The organism is Mariniflexile maritimum (assembly GCF_009746565.1).
GTDB classification, from domain to species: domain Bacteria; phylum Bacteroidota; class Bacteroidia; order Flavobacteriales; family Flavobacteriaceae; genus Mariniflexile; species Mariniflexile maritimum.
On the sequence record NZ_WRPN01000005.1, the window covers coordinates 138,037 to 164,024 of the forward strand.

Annotated in this window: 26 protein-coding genes; 4 read left to right on the plus strand and 22 right to left on the minus strand. The window is 37.4% G+C overall.

Going from position 1 to position 25,988, the window contains the following annotated elements; all coding sequences use genetic code 11:
- Positions 1-72: 72 nt before the first annotated feature.
- The 4 genes from GQO80_RS08885 to GQO80_RS08900 all read right to left on the minus strand — a co-directional run bounded on the left by GQO80_RS08885 (position 73) and on the right by GQO80_RS08900 (position 9,603).
- Complete coding sequence (locus GQO80_RS08885; protein ID WP_232333142.1) at positions 73-4,980, minus strand: T9SS type B sorting domain-containing protein; 4,908 nt, start codon at positions 4,978-4,980, stop codon at positions 73-75.
- 128 nt (positions 4,981-5,108) lie between these two features.
- Positions 5,109-7,838 carry a T9SS type B sorting domain-containing protein gene (locus GQO80_RS08890; protein WP_157207999.1) on the minus strand — a complete coding sequence of 910 codons (2,730 nt, stop codon included), beginning with the start codon at positions 7,836-7,838 and terminating at the stop codon, positions 5,109-5,111.
- A gap of 27 nt (positions 7,839-7,865) precedes the next feature.
- Positions 7,866-8,690: an ABC transporter permease gene (locus tag GQO80_RS08895; RefSeq protein ID WP_157208000.1), complete on the minus strand. Its 825-nt coding sequence runs from the start codon at positions 8,688-8,690 to the stop codon at positions 7,866-7,868.
- Positions 8,691-8,706: 16 nt separating this feature from the next.
- Positions 8,707-9,603, minus strand: a complete 897-nt coding sequence (locus tag GQO80_RS08900) for an ABC transporter ATP-binding protein (protein WP_157208001.1) — start codon at positions 9,601-9,603, stop codon at positions 8,707-8,709.
- Positions 9,604-9,778: 175 nt separating this feature from the next.
- Between GQO80_RS08900 and GQO80_RS08905 the strand changes: the two genes are divergently transcribed.
- A complete protein-coding gene (locus GQO80_RS08905) occupies positions 9,779-10,840 on the plus strand; it encodes a hypothetical protein (RefSeq protein ID WP_157208002.1) in 1,062 nt (353 codons plus the stop codon).
- Positions 10,841-10,845: 5 nt separating this feature from the next.
- Here the strand turns inward: GQO80_RS08905 and GQO80_RS08910 are convergent, their stop codons facing one another.
- From GQO80_RS08910 to GQO80_RS08925, 4 genes are all read right to left on the minus strand, one after another.
- Positions 10,846-11,364: an IS1096 element passenger TnpR family protein gene (locus GQO80_RS08910; RefSeq protein ID WP_157208003.1), complete on the minus strand. Its 519-nt coding sequence runs from the start codon at positions 11,362-11,364 to the stop codon at positions 10,846-10,848.
- Between the two features lie 36 nt (positions 11,365-11,400).
- Entirely contained in the window at positions 11,401-12,414 is a 1,014-nt protein-coding gene (locus tag GQO80_RS08915; RefSeq protein ID WP_157208004.1) for a COX15/CtaA family protein, read from the minus strand.
- Between the two features lie 31 nt (positions 12,415-12,445).
- Entirely contained in the window at positions 12,446-13,864 is a 1,419-nt protein-coding gene (locus GQO80_RS08920; protein WP_157208005.1) for a CCA tRNA nucleotidyltransferase, read from the minus strand.
- A 269-nt stretch (positions 13,865-14,133) separates the two neighbouring features.
- The gene (locus tag GQO80_RS08925) at positions 14,134-14,694 is read right to left on the minus strand and encodes an L-threonylcarbamoyladenylate synthase (protein ID WP_157208006.1); all 561 of its coding nucleotides are present in this window, start codon (positions 14,692-14,694) and stop codon (positions 14,134-14,136) included.
- A 111-nt stretch (positions 14,695-14,805) separates the two neighbouring features.
- On the opposite strand from GQO80_RS08925, the gene GQO80_RS08930 reads away from it, so the two are divergent.
- Entirely contained in the window at positions 14,806-15,561 is a 756-nt protein-coding gene (locus GQO80_RS08930) for a lipopolysaccharide kinase InaA family protein (protein ID WP_157208007.1), read from the plus strand.
- A 4-nt stretch (positions 15,562-15,565) separates the two neighbouring features.
- On the opposite strand, the gene GQO80_RS08935 is transcribed toward GQO80_RS08930, so the two are convergent.
- The 4 genes from GQO80_RS08935 to GQO80_RS08950 form a co-directional block, all read right to left on the minus strand.
- Positions 15,566-16,321 (minus strand): glycosyltransferase family 2 protein, encoded by a 756-nt coding sequence (locus tag GQO80_RS08935; protein WP_157208008.1) that lies wholly within the window; start codon positions 16,319-16,321, stop codon positions 15,566-15,568.
- Between the two features lie 33 nt (positions 16,322-16,354).
- Positions 16,355-17,440 carry a CDP-glycerol glycerophosphotransferase family protein gene (locus GQO80_RS08940; protein WP_157208009.1) on the minus strand — a complete coding sequence of 362 codons (1,086 nt, stop codon included), beginning with the start codon at positions 17,438-17,440 and terminating at the stop codon, positions 16,355-16,357.
- A gap of 4 nt (positions 17,441-17,444) precedes the next feature.
- Positions 17,445-18,440 carry a Stealth CR1 domain-containing protein gene (locus tag GQO80_RS08945; RefSeq protein WP_157208010.1) on the minus strand — a complete coding sequence of 332 codons (996 nt, stop codon included), beginning with the start codon at positions 18,438-18,440 and terminating at the stop codon, positions 17,445-17,447.
- Positions 18,441-18,554: 114 nt separating this feature from the next.
- A complete protein-coding gene (locus GQO80_RS08950; protein WP_157208011.1) occupies positions 18,555-19,370 on the minus strand; it encodes a 2,3,4,5-tetrahydropyridine-2,6-dicarboxylate N-succinyltransferase in 816 nt (271 codons plus the stop codon).
- 328 nt (positions 19,371-19,698) lie between these two features.
- On the opposite strand from GQO80_RS08950, the gene GQO80_RS08955 reads away from it, so the two are divergent.
- Both GQO80_RS08955 and ruvX read left to right on the plus strand, forming a co-directional pair.
- Positions 19,699-19,995: a hypothetical protein gene (locus tag GQO80_RS08955; RefSeq protein ID WP_157208012.1), complete on the plus strand. Its 297-nt coding sequence runs from the start codon at positions 19,699-19,701 to the stop codon at positions 19,993-19,995.
- Positions 19,996-20,108: 113 nt separating this feature from the next.
- Positions 20,109-20,519: a Holliday junction resolvase RuvX gene (gene ruvX / locus GQO80_RS08960; protein WP_157208013.1), complete on the plus strand. Its 411-nt coding sequence runs from the start codon at positions 20,109-20,111 to the stop codon at positions 20,517-20,519.
- A 43-nt stretch (positions 20,520-20,562) separates the two neighbouring features.
- On the opposite strand, the gene GQO80_RS08965 is transcribed toward ruvX, so the two are convergent.
- The 10 genes from GQO80_RS08965 to GQO80_RS09010 form a co-directional block, all read right to left on the minus strand.
- Positions 20,563-21,867, minus strand: a complete 1,305-nt coding sequence (locus GQO80_RS08965; RefSeq protein ID WP_157208014.1) for a cryptochrome/photolyase family protein — start codon at positions 21,865-21,867, stop codon at positions 20,563-20,565.
- A complete protein-coding gene (locus GQO80_RS08970) occupies positions 21,868-22,329 on the minus strand; it encodes an SRPBCC family protein (RefSeq protein WP_157208015.1) in 462 nt (153 codons plus the stop codon).
- Entirely contained in the window at positions 22,330-22,791 is a 462-nt protein-coding gene (locus tag GQO80_RS08975; RefSeq protein ID WP_157208016.1) for a TspO/MBR family protein, read from the minus strand.
- Positions 22,788-22,955, minus strand: coding sequence for a Lacal_2735 family protein (locus GQO80_RS08980; RefSeq protein WP_157208017.1), 168 nt, complete (start codon positions 22,953-22,955; stop codon positions 22,788-22,790). Before GQO80_RS08980 ends, GQO80_RS08975 begins: the two co-directional genes overlap by 4 nt.
- Positions 22,956-22,961: 6 nt before the next feature.
- Positions 22,962-23,504 (minus strand): glutathione peroxidase, encoded by a 543-nt coding sequence (locus tag GQO80_RS08985; protein ID WP_157208018.1) that lies wholly within the window; start codon positions 23,502-23,504, stop codon positions 22,962-22,964.
- A 103-nt stretch (positions 23,505-23,607) separates the two neighbouring features.
- Complete coding sequence (locus GQO80_RS08990) at positions 23,608-24,291, minus strand: SDR family NAD(P)-dependent oxidoreductase (protein WP_157208019.1); 684 nt, start codon at positions 24,289-24,291, stop codon at positions 23,608-23,610.
- A gap of 4 nt (positions 24,292-24,295) precedes the next feature.
- Entirely contained in the window at positions 24,296-24,526 is a 231-nt protein-coding gene (locus GQO80_RS08995; RefSeq protein WP_157208020.1) for a hypothetical protein, read from the minus strand.
- Positions 24,527-24,530: 4 nt separating this feature from the next.
- Positions 24,531-25,232: a GTP cyclohydrolase I FolE gene (folE, locus tag GQO80_RS09000; protein WP_157208021.1), complete on the minus strand. Its 702-nt coding sequence runs from the start codon at positions 25,230-25,232 to the stop codon at positions 24,531-24,533.
- Positions 25,233-25,286: 54 nt separating this feature from the next.
- The gene (locus tag GQO80_RS09005; RefSeq protein WP_157208022.1) at positions 25,287-25,562 is read right to left on the minus strand and encodes a TIGR03643 family protein; all 276 of its coding nucleotides are present in this window, start codon (positions 25,560-25,562) and stop codon (positions 25,287-25,289) included.
- Positions 25,556-25,987 (minus strand): hypothetical protein, encoded by a 432-nt coding sequence (locus GQO80_RS09010; RefSeq protein WP_157208023.1) that lies wholly within the window; start codon positions 25,985-25,987, stop codon positions 25,556-25,558. Before GQO80_RS09010 ends, GQO80_RS09005 begins: the two co-directional genes overlap by 7 nt.
- Between the last annotated feature and the right edge of the window lies 1 nt (position 25,988).

Consider the following 25,988-nt stretch of genomic DNA (forward strand, 5'->3'; position numbering starts at 1 on the left):
TAAAAAGAACAAAAAAACCAATGAAGAGTATCACAGCCAAACGAATAAGGGAAATACACTCGTTAACCATCATTATCTTTTTAAGGCAAAGTGTCCTTTTACATCAAAAGATTGGTTGTTTTGTTTTACTTTGGCAACAAACCAGTAATCATCAGCGGGCATGTTTTCACCATTAAAAGTGCCGTCCCAACCTAAAATGGTATCGGGTAAAGCTTTTAGTAATTTTCCATAACGATTATAAATATAGACTACCGTTCCGGGAAGTTTTTCTATGCCTACAATGTGCCAGGTATCGTTAAAACTATCATTGTTTGGAGTGAAAAATTTGGGAATATCAATAACCACAACTTCGGTGGCAACATCCGTACAACCATTTAAGTCCCTTACGGTTACGGTATGCACGCCGTAGGTCACATTTTCAAACACATTGGAGGTTTGTGGCGCGCCATCATCTAAAATAAAAACGTAATTACCTATACCGCTAATGTTCACCGTAATGCTATTGGGGTCGGCAAAATCTACGGTGCTCGTTAGGTTTATGGTGGCTTCTTCCGACTCAATTACTGAAAATGTTTTGGTGAATTGGCAATTGTTGGGGGTTGTTACGGTAACCGAATACATGCCCAAATCGGTGGGGCCTAATTGAATTTCAGAAGCGGTTGAATTATTTACCGCGGCATTTACCGTAGTTGACCATACATAGGTGTCGCCAGCATTTCCAGTAGAAGCATCGATAATTAAGGGCAAATCGTTTAAACAAAGTGGCACAACATCGTTTATAGGAATAATAGGAAGCGGGTTAACGATGGTTTTAAATTGCGTAATATCATAACATTGGGTACTATTGTTTGTTAACCGCGCATAAATAATTTCATTGTTAATGGCGGCATGCAAATTGCCTAACGGGTTCGTGCCTGTTTCGGCATTTGTGGCATCGTTATAATAGCTAACCGTAAATAAATTAGGGTTTTGTGTGCCTAAAATGGCACTTGTAGATCCAGACAGGTTAAATTCAAAAAAGCCATCAAAATCATCATCACAGGATACCAAATCGGGTGGGGTATTGGCAATAGGGGTTGGGTTTATCTGCAAATTGAAAGCACCAACCATATAACATCCAGTTGTTGGGTTGCTTACCCTAGCATAAATTGTATGGTTGCTAGCGGTGTAATTATATGTTGTGTTTAATGGTGCCGTATTGGTGCTGGCATCGCTCAAGCTGTTGTGGTACGAGATGTTTACCGCTGTTGGATTGGTAACAAGCATCGGGTTTACTAACAATAAATTGTAAGTATTGGTACTGTTGTCGCATATTGCTACGGTACCAACGGTATTGATAGCTGGTGGTAAATTTACAATAAGCTCTAACGGAATAACGCTATAACAGCCCGTAAGCGTGTTGGCCACTTTTATATAAACGGTTTTTGAACGTGACGCATAAGTTGTGGGCGTTGTTATGGCTTTTGAATTGTCCAACCCATCGTTTGGGTTAATATCGCTTTGGTTTTCAAAATAATGGGTTGTAAAAATTCGTGGATTTCTTTCTTGAATGTCAAAATCGGCCAATTCTAAATTAAATGGTGCAATGCCATCATAATCAACATCACAAACCGTTAAAGGTGCTTTTACTGGTGTTATTATAGGAGCTGCAAAAATATTAATATTTATTTCTTCAATCACCGAACAGAACGAATCGCCGCTTTCAATCCTAATATAAAGCGTTTGCGGATTTCGTATATTGGTATATTGATTTGGTATAGCGCCCGTATTGTTTTCGGCCTGTGTACGGGTTTCATGAAAGGATATGTTTAAATTATCGGTGGAACCTTGCTTGATTTCGTTTCTTTTGTCGTCTAAATTGAATGTGCTCTTTCCATCATTACTGGCATCATCACACGCTGAAAAATCGGTATAATTTCTGTTATAAACAGGATCGGGCGACACTTGTAGGATGAACGACGAGGTGCCAAAGCAACTAGGGTCGGTGCTGTTTTCAACCTTAACATAAATGGTTTCCCGCGGCAAGGTGTTGTTGTAAATAGCATTTTTGTTGATGGGTTGGGTAAGTGCAGCATCCTTAAAATAATACACAACCTTTCCTGTTTGGCCATTCAATATTTCGGCATCTTTATCCGACAATAAAAAATCGGCCCTGGTACCGCCATTATTTACGCATATTTGAAAATTGCTAATTGCAGTAAAAACCGGTAGGGTGTTAACCACCACTTCCAAAGGTTCGATGGCAAAACAACCCGTGGGCGATAGCGCGTCCTGCACCCGTATGTAAAGGGTTTGGGTATTTGAATTGTAGTTTGCCAAATCGGTTGTGGGAATCGGGTTGGCTCCTGAATTGGCATCGTTTAAATTGGTATGGACACTTAGGTTCAAATTGGCCCTATTGGCTACGGTTTCATCCATTTTGTTGTTAAGGTTGATTATGGAAAAACCATCGGGATTGCCATCAAAATCATCGCAAATAGTTATGGGCGTGGGCGTTGTTGTGGTTGGCGCTACCAACACTTCAATTTGAAATGAATTGATGGTGTAACAGCCAGAAGCGGTATTTTGGATGCGCGCAAAAAATGTTTGTGTACCCGACGATGGGTAAAATGGCGGATATTCGTTGGTGCCATCTTCCGCGTCTTGTGCGGATGGAAAGTATGAGACTATAAAATCGGTGTTGCCATTGGTAAGATCATCATCCAGTGAATGTAAATCGATAGCCATAGTGCCATCATCGTCTGTATCGCAATAGGGTAGCGGGCTTGTGGCTTTAAATACAATAATAGGGTTTACCAAAAGCGTAATCTCTTCAAATTCTGAACAGCCTGTTGCGGTATTTTCTATGTTTATATACAATGTTTTCGGACTTACCGCAACGTATGGCACATTTTTGGGAATGGGGGCTGTATTGGTGTTCCGGTCGTTTTCGGTTTCATAAAAAGTAACGTTAATAGGAAAAGGCAAATTATTAACAATATGGCCTTCAACCGTATTCAAATTAAAATTTTCGGTATCGGTATCATCATCATTGGTATCACATAACGCAAAATCGCCTGTATCTGTACCTGTTAATAAAATGTTGGTATGAATTTCTAACGGTACAATAGAAGCGCACAGGGTGGTGTTATCCTGAACCCTTACATACAGTGTTTGTTCTTCAATGGTTGTGTTTTGATAGTTTGCCGGATTAGTGATGGGGTTTGTTCCTGTTTGGGCATCGGCATAACTTTCATGGAACGTAGTGGTAACGTTTGTTAAGCCGTTTTCAATATCTGTGATAACTTGCCGTAAATCAAAATTGGCAAACCCATCGTGGTCTGGATCGCAGGCATCCAAGTAGCGGGTGTCCCTAACTACAATGGGGCTTATTGTAATGTTAACGGCCAAAGTGGTTGTATTCACGCAACCTGTTTGCGAATTTACCACCCGCGCATAAACGGTACTGGTTGGTGTTGCCGCATTGATATAGGGCGATGTTATGGGATTGATGCCCGCATCGGCATCGATTGCCGTATAATGATATGAAACCACTAAATTAGACTGTCCGTTTGTTATTTCAGTATCTTTTTCTGTTAAATCCACAACAGCAAAACCATCTGGCGAGTCGTCGGTATCGCAAATCTCCAACGGACTTGGATTCGCGATATTTGGAAGTGGGTTTACAATAAGGTTAAAGATTGTATAGGCAAAACAATTGCTATCGGCGTCATCTATCCGCACGTATATGGGTTGCGGACTACCGGTATTTGGGATTGGAGCGGTTATCTCGTTGGAATTGTTACGGGCTTCAGCTTCAGAATAATGGTAGCTAAAGGTAAAATTGGAAAACGGAATATTGGCAACAAGTTCTGCATTTTTTGTTGAAAGGTCAAACACTTGAATTCCAGTACCATTAACATCGCATAATTCATAATTTGTAATAGGTGCAATGGGTTCTTCGGTGTTAAGGGTAACAACAATTTCGTCCTCTTCCACACAACTGGCACTGTTTAGTGGCACAGTAACCTCTACGCGATAGGTGCCGTTTTGAATGACATTGAGGGTTGCATTGTTTTGACCGGGAATGGGGGTGGTACTGTTGTTAAAAAACCACTGATAAATGGCCAAAGGGTTTTGTATATCGGCGTTTAAAAGAGCACTACTGGCACAGGTTGTTATGTCGTCGCCCAAATCTAAAATCTTAAAACTGTTGCCTTCAATAAACACAGCAGAATCCGATTGAAAATCACTTTGGTCGGCAATAATCAATTTAATATGGTAGGTGGTATAGGGCACAATGGTTGCCGAGGCGGTTAAAACGGTGGTTCTACCATTATAATTGGTGTCGCCCATATTGTAGCCATCAAAGTATTGGGCATTTTGTGCGAGACACGCTGGGTAAATGGCATCATGTATGGTATTGGTGTTTACGGGTGTTGAGGTTCCGGGCACTAATGCAATATTTTGATAGGGGTTTGAAGAACCGGCTTCTTTAATAAGCAAAGCAAAACCGTCGGAATATTGGCAAGGATTGGTGCCAAAATACTCTTCGGAAGCCAATAAGTAATTAAACTGAAGCCTATTGGAAATAGACACGATATCAAATTCTATGGAAGTTGCGTTTAAGGTATTGCTGATGCCCAAAGCGGTTTCCAAATCAGGGTCGGTGCCCCAAACCGATGCACCTTCACTTAACGTGGTGGCAATTGGGTTGTTGCCACCCGAAGCGGCATTTCCGGTACTAAGCATGATGCCATTTTGAAACGGAAAGTTGGAACTGCCTTTTTCAAAATAGGCATAACTGGGCAAGCCTTGGGAATTTCCATTTACCGATGAGGTAATATTGCTAATTTCCACACAACTATTTTGCACCAAGTTATCTTCAATCAATTGTTGTAAACCCACCGAACTGTTAACCGTTATCTGTTGCGAAAACATGTAGTTGCCACCCCAAACAAGTAGTGCTGAAACAAGGGCGTTATGCAGGTATCTTTTCACTTGGAGGTTTTTGGGTATAAAATGGGTCTGTCGTTAAACTTGATTTGAGCCGAAAAGTAGATAATTTTTAGATGAAATGCAAAATTAATAGGATGAAACGCACTTTTAAGTCGTTTTTAAGCAACGGGTTAACGTATCAAACTAAAATGGTTCTTAAAAATGCGTCCGTCCTGAAGCTTTACCGTAAACCAATAATCATCTGCAGGTACTACTTCACCGTTAATTTGCCCGTTCCAACCTTCGCTCAACGGACTAATTTCTTTCATTAGTTTTCCAAACCTATTAAAAATCAAGATTTTTGTATTGGGTTGAAACATGCTGGAAACCCCAAAAATTTGCCAAGTATCATTAAAACCATCACCATTGGGCGTAAAAAATTTAGGATAACCAATAACGGATACTTTTTCGGATATTTCTCCACAGTTGTTTTTTATATCTTTTACAAATACATTGTAAATTCCCGGTTTTACGTTCTCAAAAGTGTTGCTTTCTTGATACGGGTGTATTAAAACGCCCGTATCATTATATAACGCGAAGGTGTAATTGCCTTCACCCGATACGATGGCTGTAATGGTGTTGTTTGTGGTTGTAACATCTTCAACCTTAATGGTTTCTATGGTTGCGGTGTTTGAGGGCTTTATTGTAATGCTTCTCAATTTTGAGCACCCATTTGCATTGGTTACGGTTACGGTAAAAAGCCCCGGTTGGTTTATTTGAATGGTATTGGTAGTTTCGCCGGTGGACCATAAATAGGTATAATCATTGGGTAATCCGTTTTTTATACCTGCGTTAAGTGTTATGGTTTCAGGAAATGTATTTAAGCAATAATAGCCATTGGCCTCGGTTTCTATATTTGGTAATTTATGCACTATTAGTGTTACTTTGCTAATGCCGTAACAACTATTATTGTTTTCTACGCGCGCAAAAAGTGTTTGTAAATACGGATGATTGGTATTTGTATATAGGCGTCCCAACCCATTTTTTTCCAACAAGGCCTCCTCGTATGTTTCAAAATAGGTAATGGGGTAATTGAATCCATTTGTGGTTTGAATTTGGCCTGTAATGGCATCTAAATTAAAGGTGTTTATCCCGTCTTCAGAATCAAGCTCGTCGCATAAAGGGGTGGCGGTAAAATCTGGGATTTGGGTAATGCTCACATCTAAGGTCAATTCTGAAAAGTCGAAACAGCCCGTGTTGGTATTTGTAACTTTTACATAAATGGGTTGCGGGTTGTTGGCATCAAACGCATATATGGCAGGGTTTGATATGGCAGATGCCCGAGCAACATCGGTAAAGAACGTAGCGCGTAGCTCGGACCGGTTGCCGGTTAAATAATTTGCAGCTTCGCTTAGGTTCACTCTTGTAATACCACCAGCAATCCCATCTTCATCGCATTGGGTCAATGTATAATCGTAGGCAATGGGGTTGGGGTTGTAGGTTATATTGGCTACACCTTCAAGCGTTTTGTCGCAATCGCCCGTATTGGGGTCTATAAAAACTTCGTAAAGCCCATTTTGGGCAACTTCCAATTCAAAAGTGTTATGGATAAGGGGGATGCCATTACGTTTCCACGCATAAGTTGCGCCCGCAATATTAGGGGTTTTTAAGGTATAGGTGGCACCATCGCATAAAAAAAGTTCCGTAGATGTTGCGTTATTACCAATGATGTCAATTTTTTCAGAAAAGAACGATGTAATAAATGGCGGTAATCCTTGACGGGAATTGGTGCTCAAGGGCATGCTATTGTGCACGTAATTACAAGCCAAACCACTTGCGTTCGGCGCGTTTATAACCGATAGATAGGGCGAACCTTGGTTATAGGTGGAATTCATGGCTCTATAAATTTTGCCATTAGGCCCTAATTGCAGACCACCTCGGTAGGTTTGGCGGTGGTCTATAACAACTTCACTGGAACTGATGTTTGCTGAACCTAGGTTGTACTGCAGTAAGGCGCCATATTGCGAAGCCGGATTATTACCTTCATTTTGGGGCGTTTCAAAATAGCTTGAAACGTACAAAAACTGGTTGTTTTGTGAAAATTCTACACCATAGGGGACTTGCGGTTTACGGCCATCAAGAGAAAAGTTAATGATAATGGCTCTTTCGTTGGTTACTTTACCGGTGGTTTTTTCAAAATCGTACATAAAAAGGCCGGACGATGTGTTGGCACTTACCAATTTGGTGCCATCGGGCGATAGTTTTAAGTAACCTCTGCCATCATCAATATTCGTTACAAATTGAGAAACCACGGGTGTGGGGTTGAGCCCCAAATTGCTCACTTCATAAGCAAAAAACGTATCGAAATAATTTGATAAGGGATTATTTGGGGCAAAGGTAATGACCCAAATGGACTGACTCACACAATCTTTTACCACAGCGGTTACTTTTTCTGAGCTAACGGGAAGCAGGTTACTGTTTTTTGTGGTTACATTGCCCAAACCGCCATTTAAAGTCATGTCAACAACCGAATAGTTAAAACCGTAGTTTGGGTCGTTTTGGTTAACAGAAGTGTCAACAGTAAAAATATAATATAAATTGGGATTGTTTGGTTGTGGCACCACAATAGCCGATTGGGTACTTGAAGGATCGCCAAAAAGTCCAAACCCGTTGGGCATAGCGTTATGGTTTCTGTTCCAAACGGTAACGCCATCGGTATAAAACAATAAATTGCCGTTAGCGTCGGAAATGGTTGTGCAGCCTTCAATGGTGCTTAATTTTCCGTTGGTAAGTTCTGTAACGGTACCATCGTTATTAAACCGAATACCTGCACGATCGCCAAAATACCAGTTAGAGGCTTCTTTTTGGCCAAAGCATGCAATTTCGTATAAAAAAATAAGTATTAAAGATAGTTTTTTCATCCATGGACAGCAATACTTCCAAAGATATTATAAATCCCGTCTTTTCAACAATCTGTACGATAAAAAGATAAATAAAGCAGTCCAACCCAAAACGATGGCTATTTCGTAACCATGTACGCTGTAATCGTACGTTAAATTTGCCTTATCGGGAAATTTGGTCATGGCAATGCGCTGAAATGGCTGGTCGATTAATTTGTACATCGATTTTAATGGAAAGAAATTCTGTATTTTTTCGGCTGTTGCCATGTCCAGTTTCCAAACCATTAAACCAAAAGCAATCCATTCCAAGATATATAAAACGAATAAAAACGCTAAAGCAAAGGCCGATCGTTTTATGAGCATGCCCAAAAACAGGCACAAACTAAAAAAGCCCACAAGTTTTACAAAATAGGCGATTATAAAATTGGTTTCCCTAATGATGATGCTAAGTTCTGTATAACTAGAATAATACAGACCAATACAAAGTGATATAAGCGTAATCAAAACGGTTGAAACCAACGAAAAGAACACAATGGCATAAAATTTTGAGAGTATAAATTCCTGCTTGCTCAAGCCGTCAATTAGGTTTTGCTTAATGGTTTTGTTGCTGTATTCGTTGCCTATCATGCTTACCACCACAATAGCAAAGAAAAATTTGAACTGCGATGCAAAAAAAGTGGTTAAATGCCAGATTATGGGGAAGTTAAAGATGCCCAATTCGCCCAGTTCCAAAGTAAAAAAACCAAATACATTGATTTTTAATGACGATAAGATGATGACAAAAAATGGCAGAATAAAGGAGATAAAAATAAGTACTTTGCTGGTTCTGTTAAGCAATAGTTTTTGTAGCTCTAAATTTAAAAGTCGTAACATCTGGTTGGTTTTGTAATTAATTTTTGTCGGTAAGCTGTAAAAATTGTTCTTCCAAACTTTCTTTGCGCTGCACCAAATGGGTAAGGATGATGCCTTTTTCAAACAAGAGTTTATTAAAATCGTCCGATTTCATAGGTTCGTTTAAAAAGGCGGTTACCAACGTATCGGTTACTTTTATTTTTCCGAAGGCGGGATGGTTTTCAACAAAATTTAAAAGGGCTTCTTGGTTATGGCTTTTAAGTTCGAAGAAACCATGACTTGAAATCATTTCGTCCACACGGCCAGCGTATAGTTTCACGCCTTTACGAAGAACCACCACGTGCGAACACACTTTTTCAACTTCATCCAGTAAATGTGAAGCCAATAAAATGGTGGTGCCTTTTGCTGCAATTTGCTTGATGATTTCCCGAATTTGGTGAATGCCTTGGGGGTCCAGGCCGTTGGTGGGCTCATCTAAAATTAAAATTTCGGGGTCGTTCAAAAGGGCCGAAGCTATGGCCAACCGTTGTTTCATGCCCAACGAATAGGTGCTGAACTTGCTGTCTTTTCGTTCTAAAAGACCAACAATTTCAAGCTTTTCTTCAATTTTGGCCATAGAAACACCTTTTATCTTGCATACCAGTTTTAAGTTTTGTGTTGCCGACATGTATGGATAGAAATTTGGGCGCTCGATAATGGCGCCTACTTTTTTTAAGGCATTGTGGGTGGTGGTGTTGCCATCAAACCATTTAAAATGGCCACTGGTTTTGTTCACTACGTTTAAAACAATGCCCAAGGTGGTCGATTTTCCGCTGCCGTTAGGCCCTAAAATACCATACACATTGCCTTTGTTGATGGTAAATGATAGGTCTTTTACAGCGGTAAGATATCCAAATTTTTTGGTCAGGTTTTCAATGGTTAGTATTGGTTCCAAATTGAATGGTTTTAATGTAGAAATAGATTCCGGTTTTGGTTGGTTGCTAAAGTATGACGATTGCTCGTTTATTTTGTTACAAATCCATTTTTATTTTTGTTTAAAATAGGTTCCTAATAGCAACAATCAATTGTAAATTAACAATAAAACCTTAAATTTGGGCAACTTTATACCTATGCAAGATTTAAAAATTTCTAAACGAAAACCTTCGTACCCTATTTCTGCCAATTTGAATGTCTATTTATCCAAATATAACAGAAATATAAAATTGCCCATTTTTTATGATGATTTGCTGCGGTTTCAAGGTTCGATCGTGGTGTACGATAAAGATGATAACGATACCCTCTGGATTCGGGTTTATTACAATGAGTACGAACGCGAAGAAATTGAATTGTCCTTAAAAAAAGTCTATACCATTTTACATTCCGATGGTAATGAGAACACCTTACCGTTTTTAAGCGTTGATGCGATTGACTATTGTACCTTTGGAAACTCAAAACCCTTCCGCATAAAAATAAGGAATATTTTAAACGACAATTTTACCTATTTCTACATAAAAACGGCCGATGCATCGCGTATTTACGGATTGGAACTTGAGCATATTTTATCGCCCTATAACCTGAATTTCTTGGTTTATAAGGACACCTTGATTGAAGAGCATATTGCCGGAATACCCGGCGATGAGTTTATAAAAAACTTTTTGCACAAGTGCGATAGGTTTGAAAAATCGCAAATAGCCAAAGAGTTTGTAAAGTTTAACGAGCGTTGCATGATCAGGCTTTTGGGCGACATGCGCTCCTATAATTACGTGATTGTGCCAACGCACGATTTTGACCATGTGGTGTATAAAATAAGGGCCATCGATTTCGACCAGCAATCCTACGAAGGTAAGTTTAACATTTACAGGCCCCAGTTTTTTAAGGAAAACTTAAAAATGGTAGAACTGGTATCGGAAACGTTTCAAAAACTGTCCATCGACCAATATAAAATTGAAGAACGCTCCATTTTGGTAAAACGGTTGAAAAGTTACCATAATAGAATTGAGGAATTGTTGGTTTGCATGAGCAACGATACCATTTCAAAAGACGATTATGTTGTGATGTTGAAAACAACTATTTTCGATTACACGCGCGATGAAAGATTTAAAGCTTGCGATAATATGGGCGACATACTAAGAAGATCCTTTGATTTTTTAACTAGAAATTACGAAAACGTGAACCCGTTAAATTTGGAATAAGCTTGTTAGTTCCAGTTTTCGTCAAAATCTAAGTTGTCGTAATCCTCAATGTCCAGATCGTCTTCAAACTCATCAAAAGCATCATCAAAATCGTCATCCACATCAAAGTCTTTTTCGGGTGCCGTATCTGGAATTTGACCGTGCACGAACATTAAATTGGGGTAAACAACATCTGGCGATGCTTCAACAATTTCGGCCAATTCCACAAAAAAGGTCCACATGCTTAAAAAATCGTAAACGTAAATAAGTTTGGTTTGCATCTCGTGCACCACTTCATTAATAGCAGTTTCACTCATTAAGCGCGCCGATGCATCTTCACTTAAATCGAACAATGAAATTTCCTCACCTTGGTTCCATTGCTTATCGCTAATATAAAACGAGGCCATTTCGTTGCCGTCAAACCCAAACGATTGGGTAATGATGTTGTGCAAATCTTCTAGGGTGTCGGTTTCTTGAATTTCTAAATCGCGAAACACATCGTTGTCAATATCGTTATCGAGTATCACTCTAAATCTGTAAATCATGCTATGAAAATTTTTGCAAATGTATATTATTTTAAACTATTTTGTAAAGCGGTGCAAGGTAAAAGTCATGGCGCTCAACAATAAAAATGCCCCAACTTGGTGCGCAATGCCCAACCACAGTGGTACTTTTAAAATAATGGTAAAAACACCCAATATAAATTGTACAATTACCAGTATAACCAACCAGTTTATGGCCATTTTTTGATGCATTGTTAGCGTTAGCGTTCTGGATTTTTTCCAAATTAAAAATATACAGAACACCACCAAATAAGCGGTAGTACGGTGTATAAACTGGATGCCACTGGGGTTTTCAATAAGATTTTTATAAAAGGGCTGCTGGATGAATGCGGAAAAATGAATAAACTGCCCATCGTTCATCATGGGCCAGTGGTTGTGCAATAATCCGGCCTTTAAACCGGCAACAAAAGCGCCATATACAATTTGAAAAATTAAAACGCCATAACTTATAATTATTAAGTTTCTAATAGGTTTGATGGCAGGTTTTCGGGTTGGGAATATTAAATCGAGTGCCACCCAAAGCGTAGCCGCAAAAGTTAAAAAGGCAGTTGTTAAGTGTGCGGCCAACCGGAAATGGCTCACATCGGGCATATCAACCAACCCGCTTTTTACCATATACCAACCTAAAAACCCTTGAAATCCGCCCAAACCAAGTAAAACCAAGCACTTTAAAATGGTTTTTTTGGTGAGTTGCCTTGTTACTAAAAAATAAATAAACGGAAAGATAAAAACCAAGCCTATTACGCGCCCAATAACACGGTGGAACCATTCCCAGAAATAGATGCTTTTAAAATCCTCTAAATTATAATGGCTGTTGAGTTTTTGGTATTCGGGGTATTGCTTATACAAATCAAACGCTTCCTGCCATTCTTTTTCGCTTATGGGCGGAATGGTGCCGGAAATTAATTTATAATTTGTAATTGATAGCCCAGAGTCTGTTAATCGCGTAATGCCACCAACGATGACCATAATAAAAATTAATAGGCATCCTGTTAATAACCAGTAAATTACCTTTTTGTTGTCTTTTTTCATGTTAGCCACAAATTCACGAATTTGTTAATTGTTAATTGTTAATTGTTAATCCAAGTTGTTCGCCTTCTTTCAGCATCAATTGGTAAGCAGCTTGATATTCATTTGGAATTACGCCTTCTAAAATAGCTTCCTTAATGGCATCTTTTATCAGACCAATTTCGCGTGAAGGTTGTATGTTGAAGGTTTTCATTATTTCTTCACCAGAAATAGGTGGTTGAAAGTTGCGCACATGGTCGCGTGCTTCTACTTCAATTATTTTTTCACGAACAATTCTAAAATTGTCATGGTACTTACTGAATTTTTTAGGGTTTTTGGTGGTAATGTCGGCCTCACAAAGCGTCATTAAATCATCAACATAATCACCGGCATCAAATACGAGGCGGCGCACCGCCGAATCGGTTGCTTCCTCATTGGCCAACACTATGGGGCGCGAGCTCATAAATACCATTTTTTGAACAAACTTCATTTTATCGTTCAAGGGCATTTTTAGGCGCTTAAACAAGCGATACGCCATTTTGGAGCCTTCAAGTTCATGCCCGTGAAAGGTCCAGCCAACTTTTTTATTGAATTTTTTGGTGCGTGCCTTTCCAATATCGTGCAACAACGCCGCCCAACGCAGCCAGAGGTTTTCGGTGTTTTTGGCAATGTTGTCAACCACTTCTAGGGTATGGTAAAAATTGTCTTTATGGCGCTGGCCTTCCACTTCATCAATACCTTTTAAAGCGATAAGTTCTGGTAAAATATGGTTTAAAAGTCCTGTTTTTTCAAGTAGCAAAAAGCCAATGGAAGGTTGCTTGCTTTCCAGAATTTTATTCAGCTCAACCACAATGCGTTCGTTGGTAATTATTTTGATACGTTCATTATTACGCGTAATGGCATCTAAAGATTCTTTTTCGATGGTAAAATGAAGTTGCGATGCAAACCGTATGGCCCGCATCATGCGCAATGGGTCGTCGCTATAAGTAATATCTGGGTTTAACGGCGTGCGGATGATTTTGTTTTTTAAGTCTTGGATGCCATCAAATGGATCCAATAAATTACCAAAATTAGTTTCGCTTAAATCTAAGGCCAAAGCGTTTATGGTAAAATCGCGTCGGTTTTGGTCGTCTTCTAAAGTGCCGTTTTCAACCTCAGGATTTCGGCTGTTTTCGTTATACGATTCTTTTCTGGCGCCCACAAATTCAATTTCAATAGCATCAAACCGAAGCATTGCGGTACCGTATGTTTTAAAAATTTGTACCTTGGGTTGGGTTGGTAGGTTTTTAGCGACTTGTTTGGCAAGTTTAATACCATCGCCAACGGCCACCACATCAATATCTTTTGCGGTACCGCGTTTTAAAATATAATCGCGCACAAAGCCGCCAATAACGTAGCTGTCTATACCTAATTCCTGGGCAGATTTTGTTATTGTTTTAAAAATGGGATATTGTAATGCTTGTTTGTAATTCATGGTTATCGCAAATTCGCAAATTTTTTTATTAGTTTTCTTTAAATGTTTAATCTTAATCTGTTTTAGTAAATGCCAATTTGTGCATTTGCGGTTATTTTTATTTTACGGCTTACCGCAAATTCGCAAATTATTTTCTCTTTGAATCTATAATGCGTTTGTGTTCTAAAAAAATTGAGTTAAAATTGGCTAAAAGTGCCAGTTTATAAGCTGATATATTCATACAATAGTCATCCATTTAATAAATGCCAATTTGCGAATTTGCGGTTATTTTATTCCCGAATAACCTTTACAACACCATTGTTGCTCAATTTGATAATGGACGATGGTTTAGCGCAAATTTTTTCGTGATGCAAATTTACAACATAGTCCACACCTTTTAAAATGGCAGGCACTATTTCTTTAAATGATTTTGGTGTTGCTTCACCACTAATGTTTGCTGAGGTAGAAACAATTGCACCAGGAAAGCGTCTAGAAAGTTGGTAACAAAATTCATCATCAGGAATTCTAATGGCAATTGTGCCATCATCAGCCACTAAATTTGAAGCTAGATTTTGGGCGTCATCATAAATAATAGTTGTTGGTTTATTGGTTACTTCAATAATGTTCAAAGCGACTTCGGGTACACTTTTAACATATTTTTTTAGCATGCGATCATCAGCTACTAAGCATATAAGTGCTTTGTTATCAATACGTTGTTTTAATTTGTAAATCTTGCTAACAGCTTCGGCGTTGGTGGCATCACAGCCTATTCCCCAAACGGTATCAGTTGGGTAGAGGATGAGTCCGCCATTTTTTAAAGTTTGTAATGCGTTATTTATTTCTTCATTCATTTTATGAGCCTTATATTTGCGATGCTGCAAATTTACAACAGAAAATTAACATGAATTGTTTTAAATTGAAGTAGATTGCAGTTGCGTATTTTTTGTAAGTTTATATAGAAGATGAAAGAAATTAAGGTTTTTAATAAGGACTTAAAAGATGATTTTAAAAAGGAGTTAACTAACCTAATCCATAATTTTGATACGTTTGAAGGTGGCGTTGGTAAACGAAATATTATAAAGATAATTCCTATTGAGGGTTTAAGCTTAAACATAAAAGCCTTCAAGATTCCAAATGTTGTAAATAAAATAGTCTATAATTTTTTTAGAAAAAGTAAAGCTCAGCGTTCGTTTGAATATGCTAATAAACTAATGGATTTAGGTGTTGGAACTCCCAAACCTATTGCTTATATCGAGTTTAAATCATCATTTTTTTTCAATAAAAGTTTTTATGTTAGTGAACAATTGGATTGTGATATGACTTACAGAGAATTAACCAAAGATTTTAATATACCCGATTACGATGCTATTTTAAGAGCTTTTACCCGTTTTACTTATGGTTTGCACGAAAAAGGCATTCATTTTTTAGATCATTCACCCGGAAATACGTTAATAAAAAAAATAGGTAATAGTTATCAATTTTATTTGGTCGATTTAAACAGAATGGAATTTGGACCTTTAGATTTTGAAACCCGAATTAAAAATTTTGCACGCTTAACCACCCATAAATCGATGGTTGAAACCATGAGCGATGAATACGCAAAATGTTCGGGTAAGGCATACAACACTATTTTTAATTTAATGTGGCAGGAAACCCAAGCATTTCAGGAGAAATTCCACCGGAAAAAACGACTCAAGCAAAAGCTTTTAAAAAAATAGTGTATTATTTTTCTTGCCAAAGTTTATAAAGTTTCGCATACTTTAAAAACGTAACATTGTAGGTTTGAACACAAATAACCAATCCGTTTAAACCATCTAAAAACCCCAATCTTAAAAAATACGCTTTAAAGAACGCCCAAGTAGGTCTATAAATAATTTTCCAGATAGACGATTTTTTGCCCAATTTAAAATATGCTTCCGAAGCAATTGTCGAGAAACGTTCTACTTTTTTATTGTGATCGGAATAATCGCGATATATCCAATGCAGTAAATCACCTTGTAGTTTACCTGATTTAACACCTTTATTTAAGGTATAACAATCGTGGGGGTTGATCCCTTTCCATTCACCACTTCCTTTTTTGAAAAGTCGTAATTTTTTATCAGGATACCAATCGGAATGTCTAATCCATTGCCCACAATAGTTATTCAAACGGTTGCAATAATACCCATCAAATTGCCAGTTTTGTTTAACCTTTAAAATGCTGGTTTTTAGCGCTTCAGAAAGGGCTTCATCGCCATCAAGCGACAAAATGTAATCGTTATTTGCAAGTGAAATCGCGTAGTTTTTTTGTTCAATATAACCTTCAAACGCATGTTGAATAAACGTAACATGGAACGCTTTACAGATTTCGGGGGTTCTATCGGTTGAAAACGAATCGACCACAATAATTTCATCTGCAATACCAATCAATGAACTTAAACATTTTTCTAAATGCTCTTCTTCATTATAAGTTACAATAACGGCTGAAATTTTAATCATTATAAGTAGGTTTTTTTGCGAATAGTCTAAAATTTATTGGCTTTTTATGGTGTAATGATTATTGTAGCTTTTAAGTGTAAAATACCCCAATCGTTTTCTTATTTTATATTTACGGAGTAAGTTAAGTGGTTTGTTTTTAAGATAGCTTTTGTCTTTGTGTAAAAATGAAATACACGCATCTACAACGCGTTTACTTGATTTTCCATCAAAATAAGGGTGTAAGTTATTGATATAGGCCTCTATTTTTTCCATCAATTCTTTTGAAGGATTTAAGGCAGTTTTGAAAGCAGGTTCAATGTTGTTAGCATCATCAATATTTATTAAAAAATCTTCATGTACTTTATGTTTGAAGGTTACTACGGGCTTTTTTTGAAGTACAAATTCTTGAATGGCGGAAGTGGTATCGGCAAAAAGAATATCGGCTTTAAAAAACAAAGGCGTTAAATCGGTCGTGTCATAAAAGGTGAAATTTTCATTTGTTAACGACTGCCATTTTTTAATAATATCGATAGGTAATTTAGGATGCAAAACCATGATGAATTTATAAGTATTTGCTTTTGAAAGTCTTTTAATTTCATCAAAAACAGCATTGTTGTATGCCAAACTTAAGCGCTCGGTAAAAGTAGACGCAATCATTATGGTAGGATGTTGTAATATATCCGTGTTATTTTCTAAAGGAAACATAGGATCTACTTTACTCCATCCAGTTTCAATTACCTCAAAATAATTTAATTCTTTTGAAAGTCGGGTAAATTCACTTGTCGTACTTGGTCCTTGTGTACAGTACAAATCAAAAAATCCACGAATTCTAAAATGATAAAACCCACCATGTTTTAAAGGTCTTTTTTTAGCAAAAAAACCATGGAATATTTGCACTTTTAAACCCGTTATAAAATCGGGAACATCATCAGTAGCTACCAAAACTATATCAGGTTTATAAATAACCACCTCTTGAATGGTATTGAGTAAGTTGGTTTTGTTTTTTAAAGCTTTTTTACCGTTATCCAAGTCGCTAAACCATTTTACACTATCGCCACGACTTATAATTTCCTGCTCCAATGGGTTTCCAATGGGCACTGCATAACTGTATGAAATGTATATTAAAAACTTGTACGGCATTGGCTTATTCTATTTTTTTGTTTAACCAATTTAAAATATAGGCTTGGGTTTTCGTATTCGCCATTTCTAAACTTTGAAACGTTAAAAACAATTTATTTTCATTTATATCGTACAAAAATAATTTCAGTTTAACGATAAAATGATTTTTATAAGATCTAAAATACGTTAATTTGGCTTTTTGTTGGTAATGATATGTGTTGTTTTTTATTTCTAGATGGTTAGCAAGTGTTTCTGTAATAAATTGATGGTTGTTATCTCTAAATTTATAGGAGATGTTGTTTTTTAGAAGCTCATCTTTATCATTAAAAAAATCAATTAAGATAGATTTTCTCATTGAAACGGGTGTGTGAAATCTTTTTAAAAATCTTTCTTTGCCATCATTTGCCAATTTAGCACCAATTTGCATAGATTTTCTTAAGGTACCTTTTTTCCATCTTTTTTTATCTTTTTCCGAACTAAAAAAACGATAATATAGCGCTTTTAGTTTTAAATCTTCATAATATTTTTCCCATCTGCCTCTTAAAACTGGAAGTCCGTTTATAAAGAAATCTTCAATCTTGGCATCTTTCATAATGAAAAAATCGTCATTAAAAAGCACATAATGCTCTGAAAGATTTGGAATGCGATGCAAAAGCGATATGATGGATGTGGAATTGAAGCACGGAAGAAATTCCTCATACTCACGAAATAATACGGTGTGGTCAATAATCTCCAAATTTACACCAGATGATTTACCCAATGCTTTTAAGCTCTCAAAAGCATCGGGTATTTGATTATCGGTTACTAAGTAAATATTTTTAAAAAATGGCGCGTATTTTATAATGGATTTAATGGCAAAATCTATTTCGCCAATGGAATTAAACCTAACGCTTTCTTTCTTTTTGCTGAAATCTATTTTAACTTCTAAATGTTGATTTAGTTTTTCCTGCCATTTTGCATCGTTGCCATTAACCCACGGAATAACGGCATCAAGTTGAATATTATGATTATTTTCTCTCATCGATTCCTGCATTTTGACGGGTCATTCATCTTTTAAAACCTTATGGGCAGCACTAAAATACTAAAATTTGAAAACTTTGATTTGTCGTGATATCTATCGCGACAGAAAACTTTTTTAAACCGCCACATCGTTTTCACGAAGCGCATTGTTTAATGAGGTTTTTTTATCGGTGCTTTCTTTGCGTTTTCCAATAATTAAGGCACAGGGCACTTGGTACTCACCAGCAGCGAATTTTTTTGTATAGCTTCCCGGAATCACTACCGAACGTGCCGGTACAATTCCCTTCATTTCAATGGGTGTATCGCCCGTAACATCAATAATTTTGGTACTCATGGTCAACACCACGTTGGCACCCAAAACAGCTTCGGTTTCAACGCGAACGCCTTCAACCACAATACAGCGCGAACCAACAAATACGTTGTCTTCTATAATAACCGGAGCCGCTTGCAAGGGTTCCAAAACGCCACCAATGCCAACGCCACCCGATAAGTGTACGTTTTTACCAATTTGTGCACAACTGCCCACGGTTGCCCACGTATCAACCATGGTGCCTTCATCAACATACGCTCCAATATTTACATAACTGGGCATTAAAATTGTGCCGGCTGAAATATAAGCGCCATGTCTTGCAACGGCGTGGGGCACTACCCGAATTCCTTTTTCGGCATACCCTCGTTTTAACGGAATTTTATCGTGGTACTCAAAAATGCCCACTTCAAAAGTTTCCATTTTTTGGATAGGAAAATATAAAACAACGGCTTTTTTTACCCATTCGTTTACTTGCCAGCCACCTTCAATGGGTTCGGCAACGCGCAGTTTGCCTTTATCCAATAAATCGATAACGTTTCGAATGGCTAAAGTTGATTTTTCCTCTTTTAAAAGGTCTCTATTATCCCAAGCTTGTTCTATGGTTTGTCTTAATTCGGTCATTTGTATTATAATTTTTGGCAAATATAACAGGTATCGGTTAAAAAAATGGAATGAAACGGGTTTAATGTGCGCTTTTAAAAACTTTAAAGGAAGGTCGTTTAACGGTCTATTTTTAAAAAAGGCGGGATGGTTTTATCTTTCAACTAAAAAAAATATCAGACAAACGGTAATTTTAATGTATTTAATCGGTCAAAAAAAGCTTTTTATCTGTTTATCGATAAAAATTAGTCGCTCCACTACTAATCGAAAATACAAGTGGTATAACTAATTTTTTGTGTACAAACTTTTAGGTGCCTATATATTTGCTTTATCAAACACTGATAAACAGATGAAACCTACTTTCTACATCGTATTAACTTTCATGTTAGCTTTCTCCTTCGGAAACGCCCAAAGCAGCACCGAACCGGTAAACGCCCATGCAAATACTACTGTTACAGTTTCTGAAAGCAACAAACAACAAACTGTTGAAACTACTACTAATGCGGTTATTTTAATCGATGCTTCCGAAGTTAAAGAAACCATTGCCCGCAGTACGAGCGATATTAAATTGTATTTCAACCGTTTACGAAATGTCGATAATTTAGATTTGTTATTCCCTAAAATTAATAAAGCTGTAAAGGCATAATTAAATAACAAGTTCACATTCAAATATTAAATTAAGGTTAATCAATTTAAAAAGGCTGTCTGAAAAGAGGGTCTTTTTTAGTTTATTGCCCTATTTTTGCATAAAAGAAACGTATGGCCCGCATTTTAGCAATCGATTATGGAATGAAACGTACAGGTTTGGCGGTAACCGATACCCTCCAAATTATCGCATCTGGACTAACCACGGTTACTACCCAAGCGTTATTGCCCTTTTTAAAAGCGTATGTTGCGAAGGAAACGGTGGAATTATTTATCGTTGGCGAACCCAAGCAATTGAACAATACCCCATCGGAAAGTGAAGCGTTCATTGTACCGTTTTTAAAGAAGTTGGAAGCTGAATTTCCTCATATTCCCATAAAACGTGTTGATGAACGGTTTACATCAAAAATGGCTTTTCAAACAATGATTGACAGTGGTTTAAAAAAGAACCAACGAAAAAACAAAGCATTAGTTGATGAAATTAGTGCCACCCTTATTTTGCAAAGTTATTTGTATTCAAAATGATTCACGAATTGAATACCAATTCATAATTCCGAATTTTTAAACTTTATTGAAGTGCCTCTTTATAAACCCGTAAACAGCGTTCTCTGGCAAGCGAGTGATCAACCATGGGCGCTGGGTAGGTAAGTTCTTGAAAATCGGGTACCCATTGGTTGATGTACCGTAAGTTTTTATCAAACTTTTCTATTTGTGTGGTGGGATTAAAAATCCTGAAATAGGGTGCTGCATCAACACCGCAACCTGCAACCCATTGCCAATTGCCCACATTACTTGCCATATCGTAATCGTGCAGTTTTTCGGCAAAATAGGCTTCGCCCCAACGCCAGTCGATAAGCAAATGTTTACATAAAAAACTGCCAACCAACATGCGCACCCGATTGTGCATAAAACCTGTTTGGTTTAGTTGGCGCATGCCCGCATCGACTAGCGGATAGCCCGTTTTGCCTTCACACCACCGTTTGAATTCCGTTTCATTGTTTCGCCAATCAATCCGGTCGTATTTTGGTTTGAAACTTTGGGTTGCCGTTTGCGGAAAGTGCCATAAGATGTGCATAAAAAATTCACGCCAAATAAGCTCTTGCCAAAAGGTTTCATTTTTTTCGGCCACAGCTTTTTGTATCATTTTCCGAATACTTACCGTGCCAAAGCGTAAATGGGGGCCAAGTTTTGAGGTGCTATCCTGTGCTGGAAAATTACGCGTGGTTTCGTAGTTTTGGATGAGCGATGCATCTACTTTATAGTCTTTAATAGGTTGATTGGAACGTGAAAAACCAATGTCCGATAGTGTTAAATTTGGTAAATGTGTGTTTTTAACCAGCGTGCTTAAACAAGCCGAAACGTTATAATGTTGTAAAGAAATTGTTTTAAAACGGGCTTTCCAAGCTTTCATGTAGGGTGTATAAACCACATAGGGCGTGGCATCGGACTTTAAAATGTCGTCTTTTTCAAAAATTACTTGGTCTTTAAAGGTGTTAAAGTTGATTTGATGTGTTTGTAATAAAGATGCAATTTGTGCATCGCGGTTTTTCGCGTACGGTTCATAATCGTGGTTTGTGTAAACCGTGTTTATGGTGTGGCTTTCTACAAGTTTTTTGAATATATCTAACGGTTTACCTTGATAGAGTGCGATACTACTGCCATGTTCCTCTTCTAGTATATGGCGCATGTTTTGCAAGGTTTCAAAAATAAACGTTACGCGCGCATCGTTTTTTGGAAGTTTATCCAGAATGTCTGTATCAAAAATAAAAATGGGCATTACGGGATACTTGCCTATTAGTGCTTCATAAAAACCATGGTTGTCGTCCAATCTTAAATCGCGCCGAAACCAAAATATGTTAATAGTTTCCTTCATTTAGTATTTGCCAAAGAGTTGCTCCAGTTTTTGGGTTCGGTAATTGAAAATTTCCTCCAGTTTTGGCTTTACTAACATAGGGTGAACCAACTGGCCCAAAATGCCGAAAGGTAATTTGTAATCGATAATGTCTTCCATTTCAATGCCGCCATCAATTTCTTTTATAAAATGTTTGTGATGCCAAAGTGCATAAGGGCCAAAACGTTGTTCGTCAACAAAATACTGTTTATCGACCACGTGAGTAATTTCGGTAACCCATTTGGTTTTTATACCCAAAACCGGCGTTACGATATATTGAATAATTTGTCCTGCAAACATGGGTCTTTCAGCACCCGAAAGGATGTGGAACCCCATATATTCTGGCGTGATGGTTTTTAGGTTTTTCGGGTCTGATAGAAAATCCCAGGCCTGTTGTTGCGTTATTGGTAAATTCTGCTTTTTGTGTAAGGTATAGAGTCTCATTTAATTATAAAGTAAAACGTAAAGATTGAGCGATGTAGCAATGCACAACCATAAAAAATAAGGAATAATTAAAAGTGACTTTAATCCTTGTTGCCTTCTGTAATCGTATAAAAAGATGGTTACGACGCTAGTTAACGCAAGAATTACAATAAGTCCTAAACCCACTAAGTGTTGGTTGAAAAAAATAAAGTTCCAAATAACATTTAAGATAAATTGTATGGTAAATAGAATTTTTACCCTTGTGTTTGGCAATGCTAAATACAAATAGGCCATGTAGAATGAAAAACACAGCATGATGGTGTTCCAAGCAGCTCCAAAGACCCAACCCGGTGGCGTCCATGGGGCTTTATTGAGGTTTAAGTACCAATTTGATTGTGGCCCGTTATTCATTAACAAATAGCCCAAGCCCAAAGCACCAAAATTGATGATTAAAAAGAGTAGGAGTGTTTTTGTAAACTTCATTTTTTAAGATTTTCAATTCTCACTAAAACGGCTTCAGCTTCAGCATAAATTTTATCACTTTCACTTCTGTTAATGCTTGAAAGTTTATGCCATTTTTCCATTAACGACTTGTATTTTGCGTGCAATTTATCAGTTTCCGAGGTTTTTTTAAATAATTTGAACATATCGTTTTATTTTATGTGGTTTGTAATTTGATCGCTTAGCGGATTGGTTATGGAATAGTAATAATCCACCAAATGCCCTTGACCATCTACCAAATATTTTTGAAAGTTCCATTTTACGGTCGAACTGGAACTGCCGTTTTTTTCTTTTTGGGTTAACCATTGATACAGAGGGTGTTGGTTGTTGCCCTTTACATCAATTTTCTCGGTCATTAAAAACGTAACGCCATAGTTTTGCTGACAAAAAGTTTGTATTTCCTTAACCGTTCCGGGTTCTTGGCCACCAAATTGGTTACAGGGCAATCCTATCACCATAAGTTTGTCCTTGTGGGTATCGTACAGGTTTTGTAAATCTTCGTATTGTTTTGTAAAACCGCATTTTGATGCCGTGTTTACAAATAGAATATGTTTTCCTTTTAAGGTGGACAAATCGATGGGTTTTCCTTCTAAACTATTAATTTTTATGGCGTAAATAGATTCGGAAGGGTTTGTTTGCGCCACCGATTTTGAGAATATTGAGAACATAATACTTAATATTAGTAGTTTTTTCATGGGTTAATGTGAATTGTTTCTTAATAGGTTATATGTTGTTTGCATAGCTTCATGTTTATTGAACGCAATTTGAGGTTCTGCTCATTTCCCAATCGGTCATCGTTTATATTTTAAATGAAGTGATGCCACAATCCATTTGAAAAATTTGACCCGACATGGATGCTGCGTTGCCAGATATTAAAAATACGGCCATTTCTGCAACTTCCTCCGGATTTAAGAATTTTTTAAGAGGATGCCTTTCGGAAATGGCCTCAACCATTTTATCATTTCTTAACAATTTTGAAGCAAGTTCGGTATGGGTTACCGTTGGTGCAATGGCATTGACCCGAACGGTTGGCGCCAATTCTGCACCTAACGATTTAACCAAACCTTCAACACCTGATTTTGCACTTGCTATGCTTGCGTGAAAGGGCATCCCTAATTTTGTGGCCACGGTACTAAAAAGTAAAATAGATGGATTTTCACCTTTTTTAAGGGCATCCACATATTTTTTGATGGCTTTTACCGCACCTAGTACGTTAATTTCAAAATCTTCCCTAAAATCGTCTAAGCTCAATCGGGATATAGGTTTAAGGTTGATGCTTCCCGGGCAATAAATCAAACTGTCCATACTTTCAATTTCGGGTAGTTCATCCGTTAAAATATCACAATTATAATGCGTTAAATTAGCATGTGCCCTAGTGGGTGCAGACCTGCTAATGTTTATAACCTTGTGCGTGTTCAATACGCTGTTAACAATAGCATTGCCAATACCTTTGCTGCCACCAATAATTACTATTGTTCTCATTGTTTTAAAGATTTGCAATTAGGTGTTTGCCGTTTAGTCGTTTTTCAACCTTGCGTTTAATGGCTGTTAAACGTTTCATTATATCCATGAGTTGTTCGTCTTTTTTTCGTTTGTATAGTTCATTTAAACCTAAAATCAACGATTTTGCTTTTCTTGAAATTTCAATGCGATCGCTTGTAGAGAGCGATTTCAGTTTTTGTTGTTCAAAAGCGAGGGCTTCGTCTATAATATCCATGGAATTAGTCTTTTAGATAATTTTGTAATTCTGCAATTTTTTCGGGAGTGTTGAATTTCCCGCCGTAATAACACGTAACGGTTGCCGATGTTTCATCTTTAATGCCTCTTGATGACACGCATAAATGTTTGGCATCAATAATAACCGCTACATCTTCCGTACCTAAAATATGTTTTAAGTCTTCAGCTATTTGATTGGTTAAACGTTCCTGTACTTGCGGACGCTTGGCATAGTATTGAACGATTCGGTTTAATTTTGATAAGCCAATAACTTTTCCAGAAGAAATATACGCCACATGCGCCTTACCGATAATGGGCACAAAATGATGCTCGCAATTGGAGTAGAAAGCAATGTTTTTTTCAACCAACATTTGATTGTATTGATATTTATTGTCGAACAATGCGATTTTTGGTTTGTTGGCTGGGTTTAGGCCAGAAAAAATTTCGTCAATGTACATTTTGGCAACGCGTTCGGGCGTGCCTTTTAAGGAATCATCGGTTAGGTCCAAACCCATAACGTCCATAATTTCCTCAAATAAAAGTGCGATGCGTTGTTTTTTCTCGGTATCCGAAAGTTTAAAGGCATCTTTCTTCATGGGTGTTTCCAGCCCGGTATAGAGGTGGTCGTCGCCAATATCTTCATGTGAAAATCCGTTTAGGATGTGTCCGTTTTTTTTCTTCGTTGCAATGAAAGTTTCTGTGTTCATAGTGTCTTTTTTAAGTGCTGTTTTCGTGTATTCATCCCACGAATCAAAGCAAGGTTAACGTTTTGATATTGTGTTGTGCGTAATGTGTTTTTGTCGCGAACATTTAAAACGGCCATTTTCAAATGTTCGTAATTTTTGGTGTTTTGTAGTGCGCCCTTTTACCCGCTTGCGCCACATTTTAAAGCTGTTAGGCCTCATTTCGCGGCGCATGAATTGAATGATTTGCGGTTCATTCAAACCAAATTGAAACGTTAGGGCTTCAAACGGGGTTCTGTCTTCCCAAGCCATTTCAATAATTCGGTCCTTATCTTGGTCTGTAAAATTTACCATGTGGGATGAAATTGAAATTGTGCGTCGTATTTAATTTTTTCGTCTAGCATTTTATTGAAGAACGCTTTGTTTTCCTTAAAGTTTCTGTCGTTTTTAAATTGAATAAAGCGTCCTTGTGCATGGATGCTGCTACCGTTTGATTTATAAATAACCAACTGGTAGTAAGGAATGATCCATGTAAAATTCCTGAGTCCTTTATTTATTCGTATTAGGATGCCAATAGGTCGCAATTCTATGTTGGCAAACGTTGTGTCTGCTAGGGTATTTACAAAGTTTTTCATGTTCATGCTTACGTTTTCAATGTCCAATCGTTTTGAGCCGATACCTTTCATTTTGATGGCCTGAAACAATCCAAATCGTTTCCCTACCAAATCGTCTATGAGCTCGTCGTATTTTTTTTCTTTGTATGTTGTTTCTAAAACCATA

Bases quoted from the DNA above. Each gene is read 5' to 3' on its own strand.
- GQO80_RS08890 (WP_157207999.1), bottom strand. From the start codon at position 7,838: ATGAAAAAACTATCTTTAATACTTATTTTTTTATACGAAATTGCATGC.
- GQO80_RS08895 (WP_157208000.1), bottom strand. From the start codon at position 8,690: ATGTTACGACTTTTAAATTTAGAGCTACAAAAACTATTGCTTAACAGA.
- GQO80_RS08905 (WP_157208002.1), top strand. From the start codon at position 9,779: ATGCAAGATTTAAAAATTTCTAAACGAAAACCTTCGTACCCTATTTCT.
- GQO80_RS08910 (WP_157208003.1), bottom strand. From the start codon at position 11,364: ATGATTTACAGATTTAGAGTGATACTCGATAACGATATTGACAACGAT.
- GQO80_RS08915 (WP_157208004.1), bottom strand. From the start codon at position 12,414: ATGAAAAAAGACAACAAAAAGGTAATTTACTGGTTATTAACAGGATGC.
- GQO80_RS08920 (WP_157208005.1), bottom strand. From the start codon at position 13,864: ATGAATTACAAACAAGCATTACAATATCCCATTTTTAAAACAATAACA.
- GQO80_RS08925 (WP_157208006.1), bottom strand. From the start codon at position 14,694: ATGAATGAAGAAATAAATAACGCATTACAAACTTTAAAAAATGGCGGA.
- GQO80_RS08930 (WP_157208007.1), top strand. From the start codon at position 14,806: ATGAAAGAAATTAAGGTTTTTAATAAGGACTTAAAAGATGATTTTAAA.
- GQO80_RS08935 (WP_157208008.1), bottom strand. From the start codon at position 16,321: ATGATTAAAATTTCAGCCGTTATTGTAACTTATAATGAAGAAGAGCAT.
- GQO80_RS08940 (WP_157208009.1), bottom strand. From the start codon at position 17,440: ATGCCGTACAAGTTTTTAATATACATTTCATACAGTTATGCAGTGCCC.
- GQO80_RS08945 (WP_157208010.1), bottom strand. From the start codon at position 18,440: ATGAGAGAAAATAATCATAATATTCAACTTGATGCCGTTATTCCGTGG.
- GQO80_RS08950 (WP_157208011.1), bottom strand. From the start codon at position 19,370: ATGACCGAATTAAGACAAACCATAGAACAAGCTTGGGATAATAGAGAC.
- GQO80_RS08955 (WP_157208012.1), top strand. From the start codon at position 19,699: ATGAAACCTACTTTCTACATCGTATTAACTTTCATGTTAGCTTTCTCC.
- ruvX (WP_157208013.1), top strand. From the start codon at position 20,109: ATGGCCCGCATTTTAGCAATCGATTATGGAATGAAACGTACAGGTTTG.
- GQO80_RS08965 (WP_157208014.1), bottom strand. From the start codon at position 21,867: ATGAAGGAAACTATTAACATATTTTGGTTTCGGCGCGATTTAAGATTG.
- GQO80_RS08970 (WP_157208015.1), bottom strand. From the start codon at position 22,329: ATGAGACTCTATACCTTACACAAAAAGCAGAATTTACCAATAACGCAA.
- GQO80_RS08975 (WP_157208016.1), bottom strand. From the start codon at position 22,791: ATGAAGTTTACAAAAACACTCCTACTCTTTTTAATCATCAATTTTGGT.
- GQO80_RS08980 (WP_157208017.1), bottom strand. From the start codon at position 22,955: ATGTTCAAATTATTTAAAAAAACCTCGGAAACTGATAAATTGCACGCA.
- GQO80_RS08985 (WP_157208018.1), bottom strand. From the start codon at position 23,504: ATGAAAAAACTACTAATATTAAGTATTATGTTCTCAATATTCTCAAAA.
- GQO80_RS08990 (WP_157208019.1), bottom strand. From the start codon at position 24,291: ATGAGAACAATAGTAATTATTGGTGGCAGCAAAGGTATTGGCAATGCT.
- GQO80_RS08995 (WP_157208020.1), bottom strand. From the start codon at position 24,526: ATGGATATTATAGACGAAGCCCTCGCTTTTGAACAACAAAAACTGAAA.
- folE (WP_157208021.1), bottom strand. From the start codon at position 25,232: ATGAACACAGAAACTTTCATTGCAACGAAGAAAAAAAACGGACACATC.
- GQO80_RS09005 (WP_157208022.1), bottom strand. From the start codon at position 25,562: ATGGTAAATTTTACAGACCAAGATAAGGACCGAATTATTGAAATGGCT.
- GQO80_RS09010 (WP_157208023.1), bottom strand. From the start codon at position 25,987: ATGGTTTTAGAAACAACATACAAAGAAAAAAAATACGACGAGCTCATA.